The organism is Flavobacterium denitrificans DSM 15936, assembly GCF_000425445.1.
Lineage (GTDB): Bacteria > Bacteroidota > Bacteroidia > Flavobacteriales > Flavobacteriaceae > Flavobacterium > Flavobacterium denitrificans.
Genome location: NZ_KE384379.1, coordinates 33472 through 50412 on the forward strand (window position 1 = coordinate 33472; position 16941 = coordinate 50412).

Genomic DNA, 16941 nt, shown 5'->3' on the forward strand with positions numbered 1-16941 from the left:
CATGAAAAATTAGGGCTAAAAAAAAACGCTCTGTTTTTTTTTCACAGAGCGTTTTTTTTTATATTATAATTGAACTTATTAAGCTTTTCCAGCCGCAATTAAATTTAATGCAGAACCTGCAACAAACCAGCCAATTTGACCTTCATTGTAAGTATGGTTTGCCAAAATAATATCTTTTGCACCATTTGAATGAACAAATTCTAATGTCAACGGTTTTCCTGGCGCAAATTCTGTTAAATCTAAGAAGTTGATTGTATCATCTTCCTGAATTTTATCATAATCAGCTTCGTTCGCAAAAGTCAATCCTAAAAGACCTTGTTTTTTAAGGTTTGTTTCGTGGATACGAGCAAAAGATTTTACTAGTACTGCTTTAACACCCAAGAAACGTGGCTCCATTGCAGCATGCTCACGAGAAGAACCTTCACCATAATTGTGATCTCCAACTACGATAGACGGAACTCCAGCCGCTTTGTACGCACGAGCAACCGCAGGAACAGCATCATACTGACCTGTTAATTGATTTTTAACCGAATTTGTTTTTTGATTATAAGCATTTACAGCCCCAATCAACATATTATTTGAAATATTATCCAAATGTCCACGGAAACGCAACCAAGGTCCAGCCATAGAAATATGATCCGTTGTACATTTTCCGAATGCTTTGATCAACAATTTAGCACCTGTGATATTTTTTCCATCCCATGCATCAAAAGGAGCTAATAATTGCAAACGTTCTGAAGTAGGATTTACTACAACTGTAACACCAGAACCATCTTCAGCCGGAGCCTGGAATCCTGGATCCTCTGCATAGAAGCCTTTAGAAGGAAGCTCGTCTCCTGTTGGAGCATCTAGCATAACTTCTTCGCCTTCTTCATTGATTAGTTTATCCGTTAACGGATTAAAACTTAAATCACCTGCAATAGCTAAAGCTGTTACCAATTCTGGAGACCCTACGAAAGCTAAAGTATTTGGGTTACCATCTGCACGTTTTGAAAAGTTACGATTGAAAGAATGTACAATTGTGTTTCTTTCTTCTTTTTCTGCTCCTTCTCTATCCCACATACCGATACATGGTCCGCAGGCATTTGCAAAAACAGTTGCTCCAATTTTATGGAAAGTATCAATAAAACCATCTCTTTCGATAGTAGAACGTACAACTTCAGAACCTGGAGTGATTGTAAACTGTGATTTTGTTTTTAGATTTTTATCAGCAACTTGTCTTGCCAATGAAGCAGCACGCGAAATATCTTCATAAGAAGAGTTGGTACAAGAACCAATTAAACCAACCTGAATTTGTAATGGCCAGTTGTTTTTAATTGCTTCTTCTTTCATTTTAGAAATTGGAGTAGCTAAATCTGGAGTGAAAGGTCCGTTTAAATGTGGCTCTAATGTAGATAAGTTAATTTCGATAACCTGATCAAAATATTGCTCCGGATTTGCATATACTTCTGGGTCTCCAGTTAAGTAAGAAGCTACTTTATCCGCAGCATCTGCAACATCTGCTCTGTTTGTAGAACGAAGATAACGGCTCATCGAATCATCATAACCAAAAGTTGAAGTTGTTGCTCCAATTTCAGCTCCCATATTACAAATCGTACCTTTACCAGTACAAGACATTGCCGTTGCACCTTCTCCAAAATATTCTACAATTGCACCAGTACCACCTTTTACTGTAAGAATACCGGCAACTTTAAGGATAACATCTTTAGGAGCCGTCCAACCTGATAATTTACCAGTCAATTTAACTCCAATAAGTTTAGGAAATTTAAGCTCCCAAGCCATTCCAGACATAACATCTACAGCATCTGCTCCACCAACACCAATAGCCACCATCCCTAAACCTCCTGCATTTACAGTGTGAGAATCGGTACCAATCATCATTCCGCCTGGAAATGCATAATTTTCAAGCACTACTTGGTGAATAATTCCAGCTCCTGGTTTCCAGAAACCAATTCCGTATTTATTCGAAACCGAAGACAAAAAGTCAAAAACTTCATTACTTTGTGTTTTTGCTCTAGCCAAATCGGTTACAGCATCGACTTTTGCCTGAATCAAGTGATCACAGTGAACTGTCGTTGGAACTGCTACTTTAGATTTTCCAGCATGCATAAATTGCAATAATGCCATTTGTGCAGTCGCATCTTGACAAGCTACACGATCCGGTGCGAAGTCAACATAATCAACTCCTCTTCCAAACGCCTTTGTTGGATTTCCATCCCAAAGGTGATTGTATAAAATTTTCTCCGTCAAAGTAAGCGGACGACCAACAATCTCACGAGCTTTGTCAACGCGGCCCGGCATGTTTTCGTACACTTTTTTGATCATTTCAATATCAAAAGCCATAGATTTTCTTGTTTTTATTATTGTTTTTTGAACATCACAAGATACAAAAAATAGAACAATTATTACAAAAAAAGCCCGAGTTTTATGACTCGGGCTTTGAAAATATTATTAAATAATCTCTCGATTACATAACTAATTGTTTGTTAGAAGGCGCAAACTTCGTTAAGTTGATTCCATCAACTGCAGCAGTGTATTCTTCGATTGTTGGAGTTCTACCTAAAATTGTTGAAAGAACGACAACCGGAGTAGAAGAAAGCAATGATTCACCTTTTTTACCTTCAGCATCTTCTACAACTCTTCCTTGGAATAAACGTGTTGAAGTAGCCATTACAGTATCTCCTTTAGCCGCTTTTTCTTGGTTACCCATACAAAGGTTACATCCAGGACGCTCTAAGTACAACATATTCTCGTATTCTGTACGAGCAGCACCTTTTGGAGCGTTATCGTCAAATTCGAAACCTGAATATCTTTGCAAAACTTCCCAATCGCCTTCAGCTTTCAATTCATCTACGATGTTGTAAGTTGGAGGAGCAACTACAAGAGGAGCATTAAATTCAACTTTTCCTGTTTGTGCCTCAACGTTTTTCAACATTTGAGCAAGGATTTTCATATCTCCTTTGTGAACCATACAAGAACCAATAAATCCAAGATCTACTTTTTTCTCTCCACCATAGAAAGATAATGGTCTGATAGTATCGTGAGTATAACGCTTAGAAACATCTTTATTATTTACGTCTGGGTCAGCAATCATTGGCTCAGCGATTTGATCCAAATCTACTACAACTTCAGCATAATATTTAGCATTTGCATCTGGAGTTAAAGCCGGTTTTTCACCAGATTTAATTTCAGCAATTCTCTTATCAGCTTTGTTGATTAAGCCTTGAAGAACTTGTCTGTCATTATCCATTCCTTTATTGATCATGATTTGGATTCTGCCTTTTGCAATTTCCAATGATTCGATCAAAGTATCATCTTCTGAAATACAGATAGAAGCTTTAGCTTTCATCTCAGCAGTCCAGTCTGTAAATGTAAACGCTTGGTCAGCAGTAAGAGTTCCAATGTGAACCTCAATGATTCTTCCTTGGAATACGTTCTCACCATTGAATTGTTTAAGCATTTGCGCTTGTGTAGCGTGAACCACATCACGGAAATCCATATACCCTTTCATATCTCCTTTGAAAGTCACTTTTACAGATTCTGGAATTGGCATAGAAGCCTCTCCCGTAGCTAATGCAAGAGCAACAGTTCCTGAGTCAGCGCCAAAAGCAACACCTTTAGACATTCTCGTATGAGAGTCACCACCGATAATGATTGCCCATTCGTCGATTGTAATATCATTAAGTACTTTATGGATAACATCAGTCATTGAGTGGTAAACACCTTTAGGGTCACGAGCTGTGATCAAACCAAAGTTGTTCATGAACTTCATCAATTTAGGAATATTAGCCTGAGCTTTTTTATCCCAAACAGAAGCTGTGTGACAACCAGATTGGTAGGCACCATCAACGATTGGAGAAATAACTGTAGCTGCCATAGACTCTAATTCTTGAGCAGTCATAAGACCTGTAGTATCTTGAGAACCTACAATGTTTACTTCTACACGAACGTCAGAACCAGCGTGCAACACTTTTCCTGGAGCAATACCTACTGCATTTTTGTTGAAGATTTTTTCAACTGCAGTTAAACCTTGTCCTTCGTTAGAAATTTCTTTAGATGGAGCAAATACAGCAGGAGCCTCAATATCTAAAACTTTTGCAGCAAATGTTTGTAATTTTTTACCAAAAACAATTGCATACGATCCTCCAGCTCTAATGAACTCTTTTTTCTGAGGAGTAAATGATCTAGAAATATCGATTAATTCTTGATCACCGTTGTATAATTTTTTAGTTTGAGTATTGATCGTCAAAACAGTTCCTGTAGCAACAGAATAAGCTTGCTCAAGAATTGGCTCGTTATTTTCGTTCAATACTGGTTTCCCATCTGCATCAACTTTTTTAACCCAGTTTTTAAGGTCAATTCCAATACCTCCAGTTACGTCAACTGTAGTAAGGAAAATTGGAGAAATACCATTTGTACCTCCAACAATTGGAGCAATATTTACGAAAGGAACATATTCACTAGCTTGTTTTCCTGTCCAAAGCGCCACGTTGTTTACACCTGACATTCTAGAAGAACCAACTCCCATTGTTCCTTTTTCAGCGATTAACATTACACTTGCATCTGGATGTTTTGCTTGCAATGCTTGAATTTCCTCTTGTGCTTGAGGCGTAATCATACATTTACCGTGAAGCTCACGATCTGAACGAGAGTGTGCTTGGTTTCCTGGAGACAATAAATCTGTAGAGATATCACCTTCTCCAGCGATATAAGTAACAACTTTAATTTCTTCAGCTATTTCTGGAAGTTTAGTGAAGAATTCAGCTTTTGCGTAACTTTCAATAATTTCTTTAGCGAATACATTACCCGCTTTGAAAGCTTCTTTCAAACGGTCAGTATCTGCATCGTAAAGGAAAACTTGTGTTTTAAGAACGTCTGCGGCTTGTTTTGCAATAGCAGCATCATTTCCTAAAGCTAAATCTAATAACACTTCGATTGAAGGTCCACCCTTCATGTGTGATAATAATTCAAAAGCAAAGGCAGGTGTAATCTCTTTTACTACAGATTGACCTAAAATGATTTCTTTTAAAAACTTTGCTTTTTCACCTGCAGCACTTGTAGTACCCGGTAAAGTATTGTAAATAAAAAACTTAAGAGATTCTTCGCGATTTGCGTTATCAACATCTTTAATTTGAGCAATGATTTCACTTAATAATTCAGCTCCATCGATTGGCTTAGGGTGTAGCCCTTGATTTTTTCTTTCTTCAATTTCTTGAAGGTAATCCTGATAAATATTCATAATAAAAGCGGATTTATTTTTTTGAGGCAAATTTAAACATTAAAGACCATAATTAAAAAAAATTTAATAGAAGTCGTCTTTTCAAAAATTATTATTGCTAAAAAACGATTTTCAGTGCTTGTTTTTAACAAAAAATCAATTTTATATTAAAAAAATGAATTATTGGTATTTTAAAATCTTTTCTTTAACAAAGTCGAAATTTAATGTTACAACGTAAGTACGATTTTACCTCTATTTAGCTAAGAACCTTTCTAAATAACAAATTATAACGTTGTAGTTGTCTTTTTAAACGTCATTTCAGCCAATTTTTTAAAAGTCTAAAAAGCAAAAATCCTGATAATAAATTATCAGGATTTTAATAAATCTATTTTATAAAATTACATCAGCTTTTTAATAATAACTTCCTCAGTTATTCCTTCAGCATCTGCTTTATAGTTTTTAATAATTCTGTGTCTCAAAATCCCAACTGCAACTGCTTTTACATCTTCAATATCTGGTGAAAATTTTCCATTAAATGCTGCATGCGTTTTTGCTGCCAAAATCAAATTCTGCGAAGCTCTTGGTCCTGCTCCCCAATCTAAATAATTTTTCACAAAATCATTTGCTAAATTATTATCTGGACGAGTTTTGCTTACCAAAGTCACAGCGTATTCAATAACATTATCAGCAACCGGAATTCTGCGAATCAAATGCTGAAAATCAATAATTTCCTGTGCTGAAAACAACGCATTAATTGGTGTTTTAACATCCGATGTCGTGCGTTTTACAACCTGTACTTCTTCTTCAAAAGTTGGATATTCCAGTTTTATTGCAAACATAAAACGGTCTAACTGCGCTTCTGGCAACGGATATGTTCCTTCTTGCTCAATTGGGTTTTGAGTTGCCAATACAAAATATGGCAAATCTAATTTGTAATTATGCCCTGCAATTGTAACCGAACGCTCTTGCATTGCTTCAAGCAAAGCAGCTTGAGTTTTTGGTGGCGTTCTATTGATTTCATCGGCTAAAATAATATTAGAAAAAATTGGTCCTTTGATGAATTTAAACTGCCTGTTTTCATCCAGGATCTCACTTCCTAAAATATCAGACGGCATTAAATCTGGTGTAAACTGAATTCTTTTAAAATCCAATCCTAAAGCTTGAGACAAAGTGTTTATCATTAATGTTTTTGCCAAACCCGGAACTCCAATCAGCAAGGCGTGTCCGCCTGAAAAAATGCAAAGTAAAATTTGATCAACAACGGCATCTTGGCCTACAATGATTTTTGCTATTTCTGATTTTAACTCGTTTCTTTTTTGAACTAAATTATGAATTGCTGTAACGTCAGACATTTAAGTATGTTTTTAAATTAAAAAAGAGCTAGCTCTATGGTTTCATAAAACTAACTCTTTTTATTTATTTTATAAAAATTATTTTTTCAGCCAATTATTAGCAAAATCACATTGTCTGTATTCTCCAATAATTTTAATGTAAGTATCTTTTATCTTAGCATCAAACCATTTTGCAATTGCATTGATTTGCTTTTCTTTCAATGCCAAATCCTTAATTTTTGTATAATCTTGAGCATAATCTGCTGTATGATCATTGATTCTGTTAGTTACCGTAATTATTTTATACGTTTTTTTTCCTTTATCATCTACATTTAAAAGTGGCTGAGAGATTTCAGTGTCTTTCAAGTTTGAAACCTGGCTGTACAATTGCGGATCCATTTTTGTCAATTCAAAACGTGTGTCTTGCGTATTAGGATTCACTAAAGTTCCTCCATTTGCTCTTGTTTCTTTTTCATCCGATTCCGTTCTCGCAGCATCTGCAAAAGAAATTTCTTTGTTTACAATTTTAGTACGAATGTTTGCAAGTCTTTCTTTTGCCTCTTTTAAAGCATTTTCAGAGACTGTAGGGGAAATCAAAATATGACGCAATTCAACTTCCTGACCTTTGATTTTATCAACCATAATAATGTGGAAACCAAAATTTGTTTCAAAAGGCTGTGAAATTTCACCTTCTTGAAGACTAAATGCTACATCTTTAAACTCTTTTACAAAAGGAGTTTTCCTAGTCATTTTATAATAACCTCCGTTTGAAGATGACCCCGGATCTTGTGAATACAAAACGGCTTTAGTTGCAAAACTTGAACCCTCAATAACATCTTGCCTGATAGCGTTCAATCTGTCGATTACTTTTTGTTTGTCTTCTTTGGAAACTTTTGGTTCTGCTACAATTTGAGCAACTTCCATTTCAGCTCCAAAGGTTGGCAATTCATCTTTTGGGATCTTTTTGAAGAAATTACGAACCTCCTCTGGAGTAATTTCAACATCTTTAACAATTTTATCCCTCATTTCATTAGCAAGTTTTTGCTCTTTCAAGATGTCTGCAAAATAGGTTTTAAATTCTTCAACAGAACTTTTCTTGTAATATTCTACTACTTTTTCAATATTTCCAACCTGCTTAACCATATAGTTCAAACGGTCTTCCATCATGCCTCTAATCTCGGCATCACTAACAATGATACTATCCTGAATCGCTTGGTGCGCATATAATTTATCTTCCAAAAGTTTACCCAGCATTTGGCATCTTGTAATACCGTTTACACTACCGCCAGACGCTGTAATTTCTAAAAACCCCTTATCAATATCAGAATCTAAAACAATATAATCACCAACGGTCGCAATAATACCGTCAATTTTTTGTCTTCCGACAGGAACTTCAGCTGGTTTTTGAGCCACAACATCTGGAATAATTTCCTGAGCCGAAATCATTGAGCTGAAAAAAAGTAAAAAACACATTGTCAATACAAGCTTGTAATCAATTGTTTTTAGCTGTAATTTTTTTAATAACATTATTTTAGATTTAATTTAAATGTAAAGATCTTGTTTTAGAATATCCTTTTTAAAAACTAATAGCTCAATTTGCTTTATTTTAGAGATGAACTTTAAAAGCAGTAAACAATTAAACTCTAGTTATTTTACTTATAACGAACAAAAATAACAATTCAATTACATAATACAACTATCGCTTATACTATTAACAAAAAATTATAGAGATTGTGCTAAAAATAAAGTATTCAAAAAGTACTTACTGAGTTAATTGAATATCATTTTTCAATACAAAATATTCATCTAAAGGCTTCTTTAAAAAATACTCAACATACTAATTTATAATGATATAAAAAAAACTTTTTAACACTACAACGTTTTCGCTGTATAACTATTTTTTTTGCAAACACGAATCGAATCAAAAAAACCTACATTCGTAAATAATTAACAATTTAAGAGGGTTTAATTTAAGAATTTATTCTTTTTAAAGCTTAAAAATTGCGCAATTACTAACTTTATTAACCATTTTAACCAAATCTATTATGAAAAAACCACAAGCAAAATTTTTGTTTGTGAGCATGATTACGGCATTATTATGCTCATGCTCACAAAATGACACTCTCGACGCTGATTTAAAAGCTGAAAGTCAACAATTTGAGATTATTAATGTTACACACCATGACGGAAAGCCTTTTAGTACAGGTGCAAAATCATCGCTTACAGGGAAATATGTTGACAATCCGGGCGGTGGTGTTATGATGCAGGCCTTTTATTGGGATGTTCCTGCCGGCGGAACATGGTGGAATACTGTTAGCGGTAAAGTAACTGCCTGGGGAAATGCAGGAATTGGATCTATCTGGCTACCTCCAGCTTCAAAAGCTCAAAACGGGGCGTTTTCAATGGGTTATGATCCAACTGATTATTTTGATTTTGGAGATTATAATCAAAATGGAAGTATTGAAACTCGATTTGGATCAAAAACTGAATTAGTAAATTTGATTACAAATGCACATGCTCAAAACATAAAAGTATATGCCGACATTGTAATCAATCATAACAGCGGCGGGCAATCTGAAGCGAATCCGTTTACGGGAACCAACACTTGGACAAACTTTACTGGAATTGCATCGGGAAAATTCAAACGTACTTATAATGATTTTTACAAGAACAGTCTTGGAAATAATGATGAAGGCGCTTTTGGCGGATTTCCAGATTTATGCCATGCTGCTCAAAATGTAAAAGATTGGCTGTGGCTAAGAACAGATGGAGTTGGAAAATATTATAAAAACACTATGAAATTCGACGGCTGGAGATTTGATTACGTAAAAGGTTTTGGGCCTTGGGTTGTAAACGCTTGGAATGCTAATGTTGGTGGATTTTCTGTTGGCGAATATTGGGATTCAAACGTAAATACATTAGAATGGTGGGCAAATAATGCTAATAGTTCTGTTTTCGATTTTGCGTGCTATTACAAAATGAATGATGCTTTTGACGGAAATAATCTTGCTCTTTTGAATGATGACATGATGTGGAAACGAAATCCATACAAGGCCGTGACTTTTGTTACTAATCACGATACAGATGAAATTTGGAGCAAAATGTTAGCTTACTCCTATATATTAACGCATGAAGGATATCCAACTATTTTCTACAGAGACTACGAAGAATGGCTAGACAAAAATAAATTGAATAATCTAATCTGGATTCACAATAACAAAGCAACCGGAACAACTTCAATTTTATATTCTGATAATGATGAATATGTTGCAAGAAGAAATGGATACAACGGAAATCCGGGATTAGTAGTTTACATCAACAACTCAGATGTATGGCAGGAAAGATGGATTCAAACCAACTGGGCTAATACTCAAATTAAAGATTTTACAGGAAACTCAACTTGGTACCCTACTACTCAAGCAGATAAATGGGTAAAAATACAATGTCCTCCAAAAGGATATTCAATCTGGTCAATTAACCAGTAATTTAAAAAATGACTATTTAAGGCTGTTGCAAAACAGCCTTATTTTTTCTAAAAACTTCCCAACAGGAAAGTCTTCCCAAATTTAAGAACTGAATATTTTTAAAAAGCCGTAATTTAATAGTACTTTTGCAACCTATTTATACAAAATATGAGCTTTTTAAAAGAAATACAACGCAGAAGAACATTTGGAATTATATCGCATCCCGATGCTGGTAAGACAACTTTAACTGAAAAATTACTTTTATTTGGAGGTGCTATTCAAGAAGCAGGTGCTGTAAAAAACAATAAAATCAAAAAAGGAGCAACGAGTGACTTTATGGAGATCGAACGCCAAAGAGGTATCTCGGTTTCAACTTCTGTACTTGCTTTTAATTATAAAGACAAAAAAATCAACATCCTCGATACTCCTGGACACAAGGATTTTGCTGAAGATACATTTAGAACTTTAACTGCTGTTGACAGCGTAATCGTTGTGATTGACGTTGCAAAAGGGGTTGAGGAACAAACTGAAAAACTGGTTGCAGTTTGTAGAATGCGCAACATTCCTATGATTGTTTTTATCAATAAATTAGACCGTGAAGGTAAAGATGCTTTCGATCTAATGGATGAAGTTGAACAAAAATTAGGTTTAAAAGTTACACCTCTAAGTTTCCCTATCGGAATGGGTTATGATTTCCAAGGAATTTACAATTTATGGGAAGAAAACATCAATCTTTTCAGTGGAGACAGCCGTAAAAATATTGAAGAAACAATTGCTTTTTCTGATGTGCAAAACAATCCAGAATTAGATAAAATTGTAGGCGAAAAAGCAGCAAATAAACTTCGTGAAGAATTAGAATTGATTGATGAAGTTTATCCAAAATTTGAACGTCAGGATTATTTAGATGGAAAAATCCAGCCGGTATTCTTTGGTTCTGCCTTAAATAATTTTGGAGTTCGTGAATTGTTGGATTGTTTCATTACTATCGCTCCATCTCCGAGAGCAAAAGATTCTGAAACTCGTACAGTTGAACCTACGGAAGAAAAAATGTCTGGTTTTGTTTTCAAAATCCACGCGAATATGGATCCTAAACACCGTGATCGTCTAGCATTTATCAAAATTGTTTCGGGAACTTTTGAAAGAAATAAACCGTATTATCATGTTCGTCAGAAGAAAAATTTAAAATTTTCTAGTCCGAATGCCTTTTTCGCGGAGAAAAAAGAAATTGTAGACATTTCTTATCCTGGAGATATTGTTGGTTTGCATGATACCGGAAACTTTAAAATTGGAGATACTTTGACGGAAGGCGAAATCATGAGTTTTAAAGGAATTCCGAGTTTCTCTCCAGAGCACTTTAGATACATCAACAACGCTGACCCAATGAAAGCCAAGCAATTAGAAAAAGGTGTAGATCAATTGATGGATGAAGGTGTAGCGCAGTTATTTACTTTAGAAATGAACAACCGTAAAGTTATTGGAACAGTTGGAGCACTTCAGTATGAGGTAATTCAATATCGTCTAGAGCATGAATATGGTGCAAAATGTACTTACGAAAATTTCCCTGTACACAAAGCTTGCTGGGTAAAACCTGATGATGCTAAAAATGAGGAATTCAAAGAATTTAAACGTATCAAGCAAAAATTCTTAGCTCATGATAAATACGGACAATTAGTATTCTTAGCTGATTCTGATTTTACTATTCAAATGACACAGAGTAAATATCCAAGTGTGAAATTATTCTTTACTTCGGAATTTGACTAATACAATTAAGATTAATAAAAAAAGCGCTATAAATTATATAGCGCTTTTTTTTATTTGAATTAATGACAACCTTACTGAGTTATTATTCCAAATTAAATCTTTTCTAATTAGGTTTCACTAAAGTACTTGAATCTGTTTTAAAGGAGAAATTTAGTCGATGAAATACAAATTAAATCGGATAAACTGCACAATCAAATAGAATATAAAAAAAGCCCCATAAAAATGGGGCTTTAAAATTTATGCTTGTCCCGCAGGACCAAAATTAAGTGGAATTGGTGCTTGTTCCGTTTCTTTGATTTCGCCATGAGCAGCTTCAAATCTGTGGATATTTTCACCTATTGCTCTCAATAATCTTTTAGCATGTTGTGGTGTCAAGACAATTCTTGACTTTACCTTGGCTTTAGGAATACCCGGCATAATGCTTACAAAATCTAAAACAAACTCTGATGAAGAATGATTGATAATCGCAAGATTAGAATAAATTCCTTCTGCAATTGTTTCGTCTAACTCAATGTTAATTTGCTCTTGTTGTTGTTTCGGATTACTCATAGTTTCCTAATTAATAAATGTATTCTTCTTTATTAGCCATCATTTCGTTGTAATCATCTTTAGATCCTACGATAGTGTTATCGTATTCTCTCATACCAGTTCCCGCAGGAATTCTGTGTCCAACAATTACATTTTCTTTTAATCCTTCTAAGTCATCTACTTTACCAGCCACTGCAGCTTCGTTAAGTACTTTCGTTGTCTCCTGGAATGAAGCCGCAGAAATGAATGATTTAGTTTGTAACGAAGCTCTTGTAATACCTTGAAGAACTGGCGTTGCAGTCGCTGTAATTACATCTCTTGCTACAACAAGATTTTTATCTGTACGTTTCAATAATGAGTTTTCATCACGTAATTCACGAGGTGTAATGATCTGACCTGGTTTCAATACTGAAGAATCTCCAGCATCTTCAACTACTTTCATACCGTATAACTTATCGTTTTGAACGATAAAGTCTTTAGTGTGAATTAATTGATCTTCTAAGAATAAAGTATCCCCTGGATCCTGAACTCTTACTTTACGCATCATTTGACGAATAACTACCTCAAAGTGCTTATCATTAATTTTTACCCCTTGTAAACGGTAAACCTCTTGAATTTCATTTACCAAGTACTGTTGAACAGCAGCTGGACCTTGAATTCTTAAGATATCATCTGGTGTAATTGCACCATCAGATAATGGAACTCCCGCTCTTACGAAGTCATTTTCTTGTACTAAGATTTGGCTAGAAAGTTTAACTAAATACTTTTTAATCTCACCAAATTTAGATTCGATAACGATCTCACGGTTACCTCTTTTAATTTTTCCGAAAGATACAACACCATCAATTTCAGATACAACTGCTGGGTTTGAAGGGTTACGAGCCTCAAGAAGCTCAGTAATTCTTGGTAAACCTCCCGTAATATCGCCCGCTTTAGAAGAACGACGAGGGATTTTTACTAATACTTTACCTGCTTTAATTTTCTCACCGTTTTCAACCATTAAGTGTGCACCTACTGGCAAGTTGTAAGAACGAATCAATTCACCTTCTTTACCGTAAACTAATAAAGTTGGGATTAATTTTTTGTTTCTAGCCTCAGAAATTACTTTTTCTTGGAAACCAGTCTGCTCATCGATTTCAACCATGAACGATTGTCCTTGCTCTAAATCCTCGTAAGCGATCTTACCAGTAAACTCAGAAACAATTACACCGTTATATGGATCCCATTTACAGATTACAGTTCCTTTCCCAACAGTATCTCCATCATTTACAAAAATACTAGAACCGTAAGGAATGTTATGCGTATTTAAAACAATTCCAGTTTTCTCGTCAACTAATTTTAATTCAGTTGAACGTGAAACTACGATATCAACAGAATTTCCTTCTCCATCTTCGCCTTTAACTGTTTTTAAATCTTCAATTTCAAGTCTACCTGCGAATCTTGTAACAATACTAGACTCTTCAGAGATACCTCCAGCAACCCCTCCAACGTGGAACGTACGAAGTGTCAACTGTGTACCTGGCTCTCCAATAGACTGAGCTGCAATAACTCCGACAGCTTCACCTCTTTGTGTCATTTTACCAGTAGCTAAGTTTCTACCGTAACATTTAGCACAAATACCTTTTAAAGCTTCACAAGTTAATGGAGATCTAACCTCTACTTTTTCAATTGGAGAAGCTTCGATAGTTCTCATAATTGCTTCAGTAATTTGCTCTCCAGATTTAACCATTACTTCATTAGTAAGAGGATTAATAACGTCTTGTAATGCAACACGTCCAAGAATTCTCTCTCCTAAAGATTCAACGATTTCCTCATTTTTCTTCAATGCCGCAACTTCAACACCTCTTAAAGTTCCACAATCTTCGATGTTAACAATAACATCTTGCGAAACGTCGTGAAGCCTTCTTGTTAAGTAACCAGCATCGGCCGTTTTAAGAGCCGTATCCGCAAGACCTTTACGAGCACCGTGAGTAGAAATGAAGTACTCAAGGATCGAAAGACCTTCCTTAAAGTTAGAAAGAATCGGGTTTTCAATAATTTCTCCACCACCAGCAGTAGATTTTTTAGGCTTAGCCATCAAACCACGCATACCAGTTAACTGACGAATCTGCTCCTTAGAACCCCTCGCCCCAGAGTCAAGCATCATATATACAGAGTTGAAACCTTGTTGGTCTTCTCTAATATTTTTCATTGCTAATTCTGTTAACTGCGCATTTGCTGAAGTCCATACATCAATAACTTGGTTGTAACGCTCGTTATTTGTGATAAGACCCATGTTATAGTTAGTTGAGATACCTTCAACTTGCTCTCTGGCATCTGCAATTAACTTAGTTTTTTGTTCTGGAATTCTAATATCACCTAAAGAGAATGATAAACCTCCTCTAAATGCGAATTTATAACCCATATCTTTCATATTATCCAAGAAAGCTGCCGTTGTAGGTACATCAGTCACACTTAAAATGTGTCCGATAATATCTCTAAGGTTTTTCTTAGTCAATACGTCATTGATATATCCAGCTGCTTCAGGTACTACTTCGTTAAATAATACACGTCCTGCAGTTGTTTGAATGATTTTGTACACTAATTCTCCAGCATCATTAAAATCTTTAGCTCTAATTTTCACACGAGCATTCAATTCTAATCTTCCTTCGTTTAATGCAATGTTTACTTCTTCAGCAGAATAGAAAGTCAAATCCTGACCTAAAATAATGTGATCTTCTGTAGAAATACGCTCTTTGGTCATATAGTATAGACCCAAGACCATGTCCTGAGAAGGTACAGTAATTGGAGCACCATTTGCAGGGTTCAAGATATTGTGAGAAGCCAACATTAATAATTGTGCCTCTAAAATAGCCTCTGGTCCTAATGGTAAGTGAACCGCCATCTGGTCACCATCGAAATCGGCGTTGAAAGCCGTACATACTAATGGGTGTAACTGGATCGCTTTTCCTTCAATTAATTTTGGTTGGAATGCTTGAATACCAAGTCTGTGCAAAGTAGGAGCACGGTTAAGTAATACTGGGTGTCCTTTAATTACGTTTTCAAGGATATCCCAAACTACAGGCTCTTTCTTATCAATAATTTTCTTAGCAGATTTTACTGTTTTTACAATACCTCTTTCGATCAATTTACGGATAACGAAAGGTTTGTATAACTCAGAAGCCATATCTTTTGGCAATCCGCACTCATATAATTTTAACTCTGGACCAACGACAATTACCGAACGAGCAGAATAATCCACACGTTTACCAAGTAAGTTTTGACGGAAACGTCCTTGTTTACCTTTTAATGAGTCAGATAATGATTTTAATGGTCTGTTAGATTCTGTTTTAACAGCAGAAGCTTTACGAGTGTTATCGAATAATGAATCTACAGATTCTTGTAACATACGTTTCTCGTTTCTTAAGATAACTTCTGGAGCTTTAATCTCCATTAATCTTTTCAAACGGTTGTTACGGATGATTACACGACGATATAAGTCGTTCAAATCTGAAGTTGCAAAACGACCTCCATCAAGTGGTACAAGTGGACGTAATTCTGGTGGAATAACTGGAACCACTTTCATGATCATCCATTCTGGACGATTTTCGCGGTTTTCGTTAGACTCACGGAAAGACTCAACAACTTGTAATCTTTTTAAAGCCTCAGTTTTTCTTTGTTTAGAAGTCTCATTGTTAGCGCTGTGTCTTAATTCATAAGATAAAGCATCTAGGTCAATACGAGCTAATAAATCCATAATACACTCTGCCCCCATTTTGGCAACAAATTTATTAGGATCTAAATCGTCTAAATATTGGTTTTCTTGCGGAAGAGTATCTAAAATGTTTAAGTATTCTTCTTCAGTTAAGAAATCTAATCTTTGTAATGATTCTCCATCTGCATTTTTAGCAATACCTGGCTGAATTACTACGTATCTTTCGTAGTAAATTATCATATCTAATTTCTTAGATGGAAGACCAAGGATATAACCAATTTTGTTTGGAAGAGAACGGAAGTACCAGATGTGAGCAATTGGCACAACAAGGTTGATGTGTCCTACTCTATCACGACGTACTTTTTTCTCTGTAACTTCAACACCACAACGGTCACAGATGATACCTTTGTAACGAATTCTTTTATACTTACCACAAGCACATTCGAAATCTTTTACTGGTCCGAAGATTCTTTCGCAGAAAAGTCCGTCACGCTCTGGTTTATGAGTTCTATAGTTGATTGTTTCTGGCTTTAAAACCTCTCCTCTTGATTCTTTCAAGATAGATTCTGGTGAAGCCAATCCAATAGAAATTTTGTTAAATCTTTTTACTGGATTCTTATCTTTATTATTGTTTCTGTTATTCATCATAGTTTTTACTATTGATTTATTTGCAATTAAAAAATTGATTCTTAGCCTAGTCTAAAGTCAAATGTCATAAAGTTTTTAAAGTCATTGCTGACTTTAGACTTTGGACTTTCAAACTTTCGACTTAAAACACTACCTCGGGTTACTTCTCTAAACTTCAAATTCTTATTTGAAGTGCTAATTATAAAATGCCTCGCATTGCTATAAAAAATCGGAACGGTTTACGGGTATAAATCTTTAAAAACTTATTATAAATGAGTAATCAGTCCCATTAAAAAATGAGACTGATTCCAAAACTTT

8 protein-coding genes are annotated in these 16941 nt (G+C 35.1%); 2 read left to right on the forward strand and 6 right to left on the reverse strand.

Going from position 1 to position 16941, the window contains the following annotated elements; genetic code table 11:
* Nucleotides 1-78 precede the first annotated feature (78 nt).
* From H600_RS0119790 to H600_RS0119805, 4 genes are all read right to left on the reverse strand, one after another.
* Nucleotides 79-2343, reverse strand: a complete 2265-nt coding sequence (locus H600_RS0119790; protein WP_026730421.1) for an aconitate hydratase — start codon at nt 2341-2343, stop codon at nt 79-81.
* Nucleotides 2344-2467: 124 nt separating this feature from the next.
* Complete coding sequence (locus H600_RS0119795; protein ID WP_026730422.1) at nt 2468-5239, reverse strand: bifunctional aconitate hydratase 2/2-methylisocitrate dehydratase; 2772 nt, start codon at nt 5237-5239, stop codon at nt 2468-2470.
* A gap of 377 nt (nt 5240-5616) precedes the next feature.
* Nucleotides 5617-6570, reverse strand: coding sequence for an AAA family ATPase (locus tag H600_RS0119800; RefSeq protein WP_026730423.1), 954 nt, complete (start codon nt 6568-6570; stop codon nt 5617-5619).
* A 78-nt stretch (nt 6571-6648) separates the two neighbouring features.
* Nucleotides 6649-8076: a peptidylprolyl isomerase gene (locus H600_RS0119805; protein WP_026730424.1), complete on the reverse strand. Its 1428-nt coding sequence runs from the start codon at nt 8074-8076 to the stop codon at nt 6649-6651.
* A gap of 518 nt (nt 8077-8594) precedes the next feature.
* Here H600_RS0119805 and H600_RS0119810 point away from each other — a divergent pair.
* Together H600_RS0119810 and H600_RS0119815 are read left to right on the forward strand one after the other, a co-directional pair.
* A complete protein-coding gene (locus H600_RS0119810) occupies nt 8595-10034 on the forward strand; it encodes an alpha-amylase (protein ID WP_026730425.1) in 1440 nt (479 codons plus the stop codon).
* Nucleotides 10035-10181: 147 nt separating this feature from the next.
* Nucleotides 10182-11774 carry a peptide chain release factor 3 gene (locus H600_RS0119815; RefSeq protein WP_026730426.1) on the forward strand — a complete coding sequence of 531 codons (1593 nt, stop codon included), beginning with the start codon at nt 10182-10184 and terminating at the stop codon, nt 11772-11774.
* 237 nt (nt 11775-12011) lie between these two features.
* Here H600_RS0119815 and H600_RS0119820 read toward each other — a convergent pair whose 3' ends face one another.
* A complete protein-coding gene (locus H600_RS0119820) occupies nt 12012-12323 on the reverse strand; it encodes a DUF3467 domain-containing protein (RefSeq protein WP_012024017.1) in 312 nt (103 codons plus the stop codon).
* A gap of 10 nt (nt 12324-12333) precedes the next feature.
* On the reverse strand, nt 12334-16644 hold the full coding sequence (rpoC, locus tag H600_RS0119825; protein ID WP_026730427.1) for a DNA-directed RNA polymerase subunit beta': 4311 nt from the start codon (nt 16642-16644) through the stop codon (nt 12334-12336).
* Nucleotides 16645-16941 lie beyond the last annotated feature (297 nt).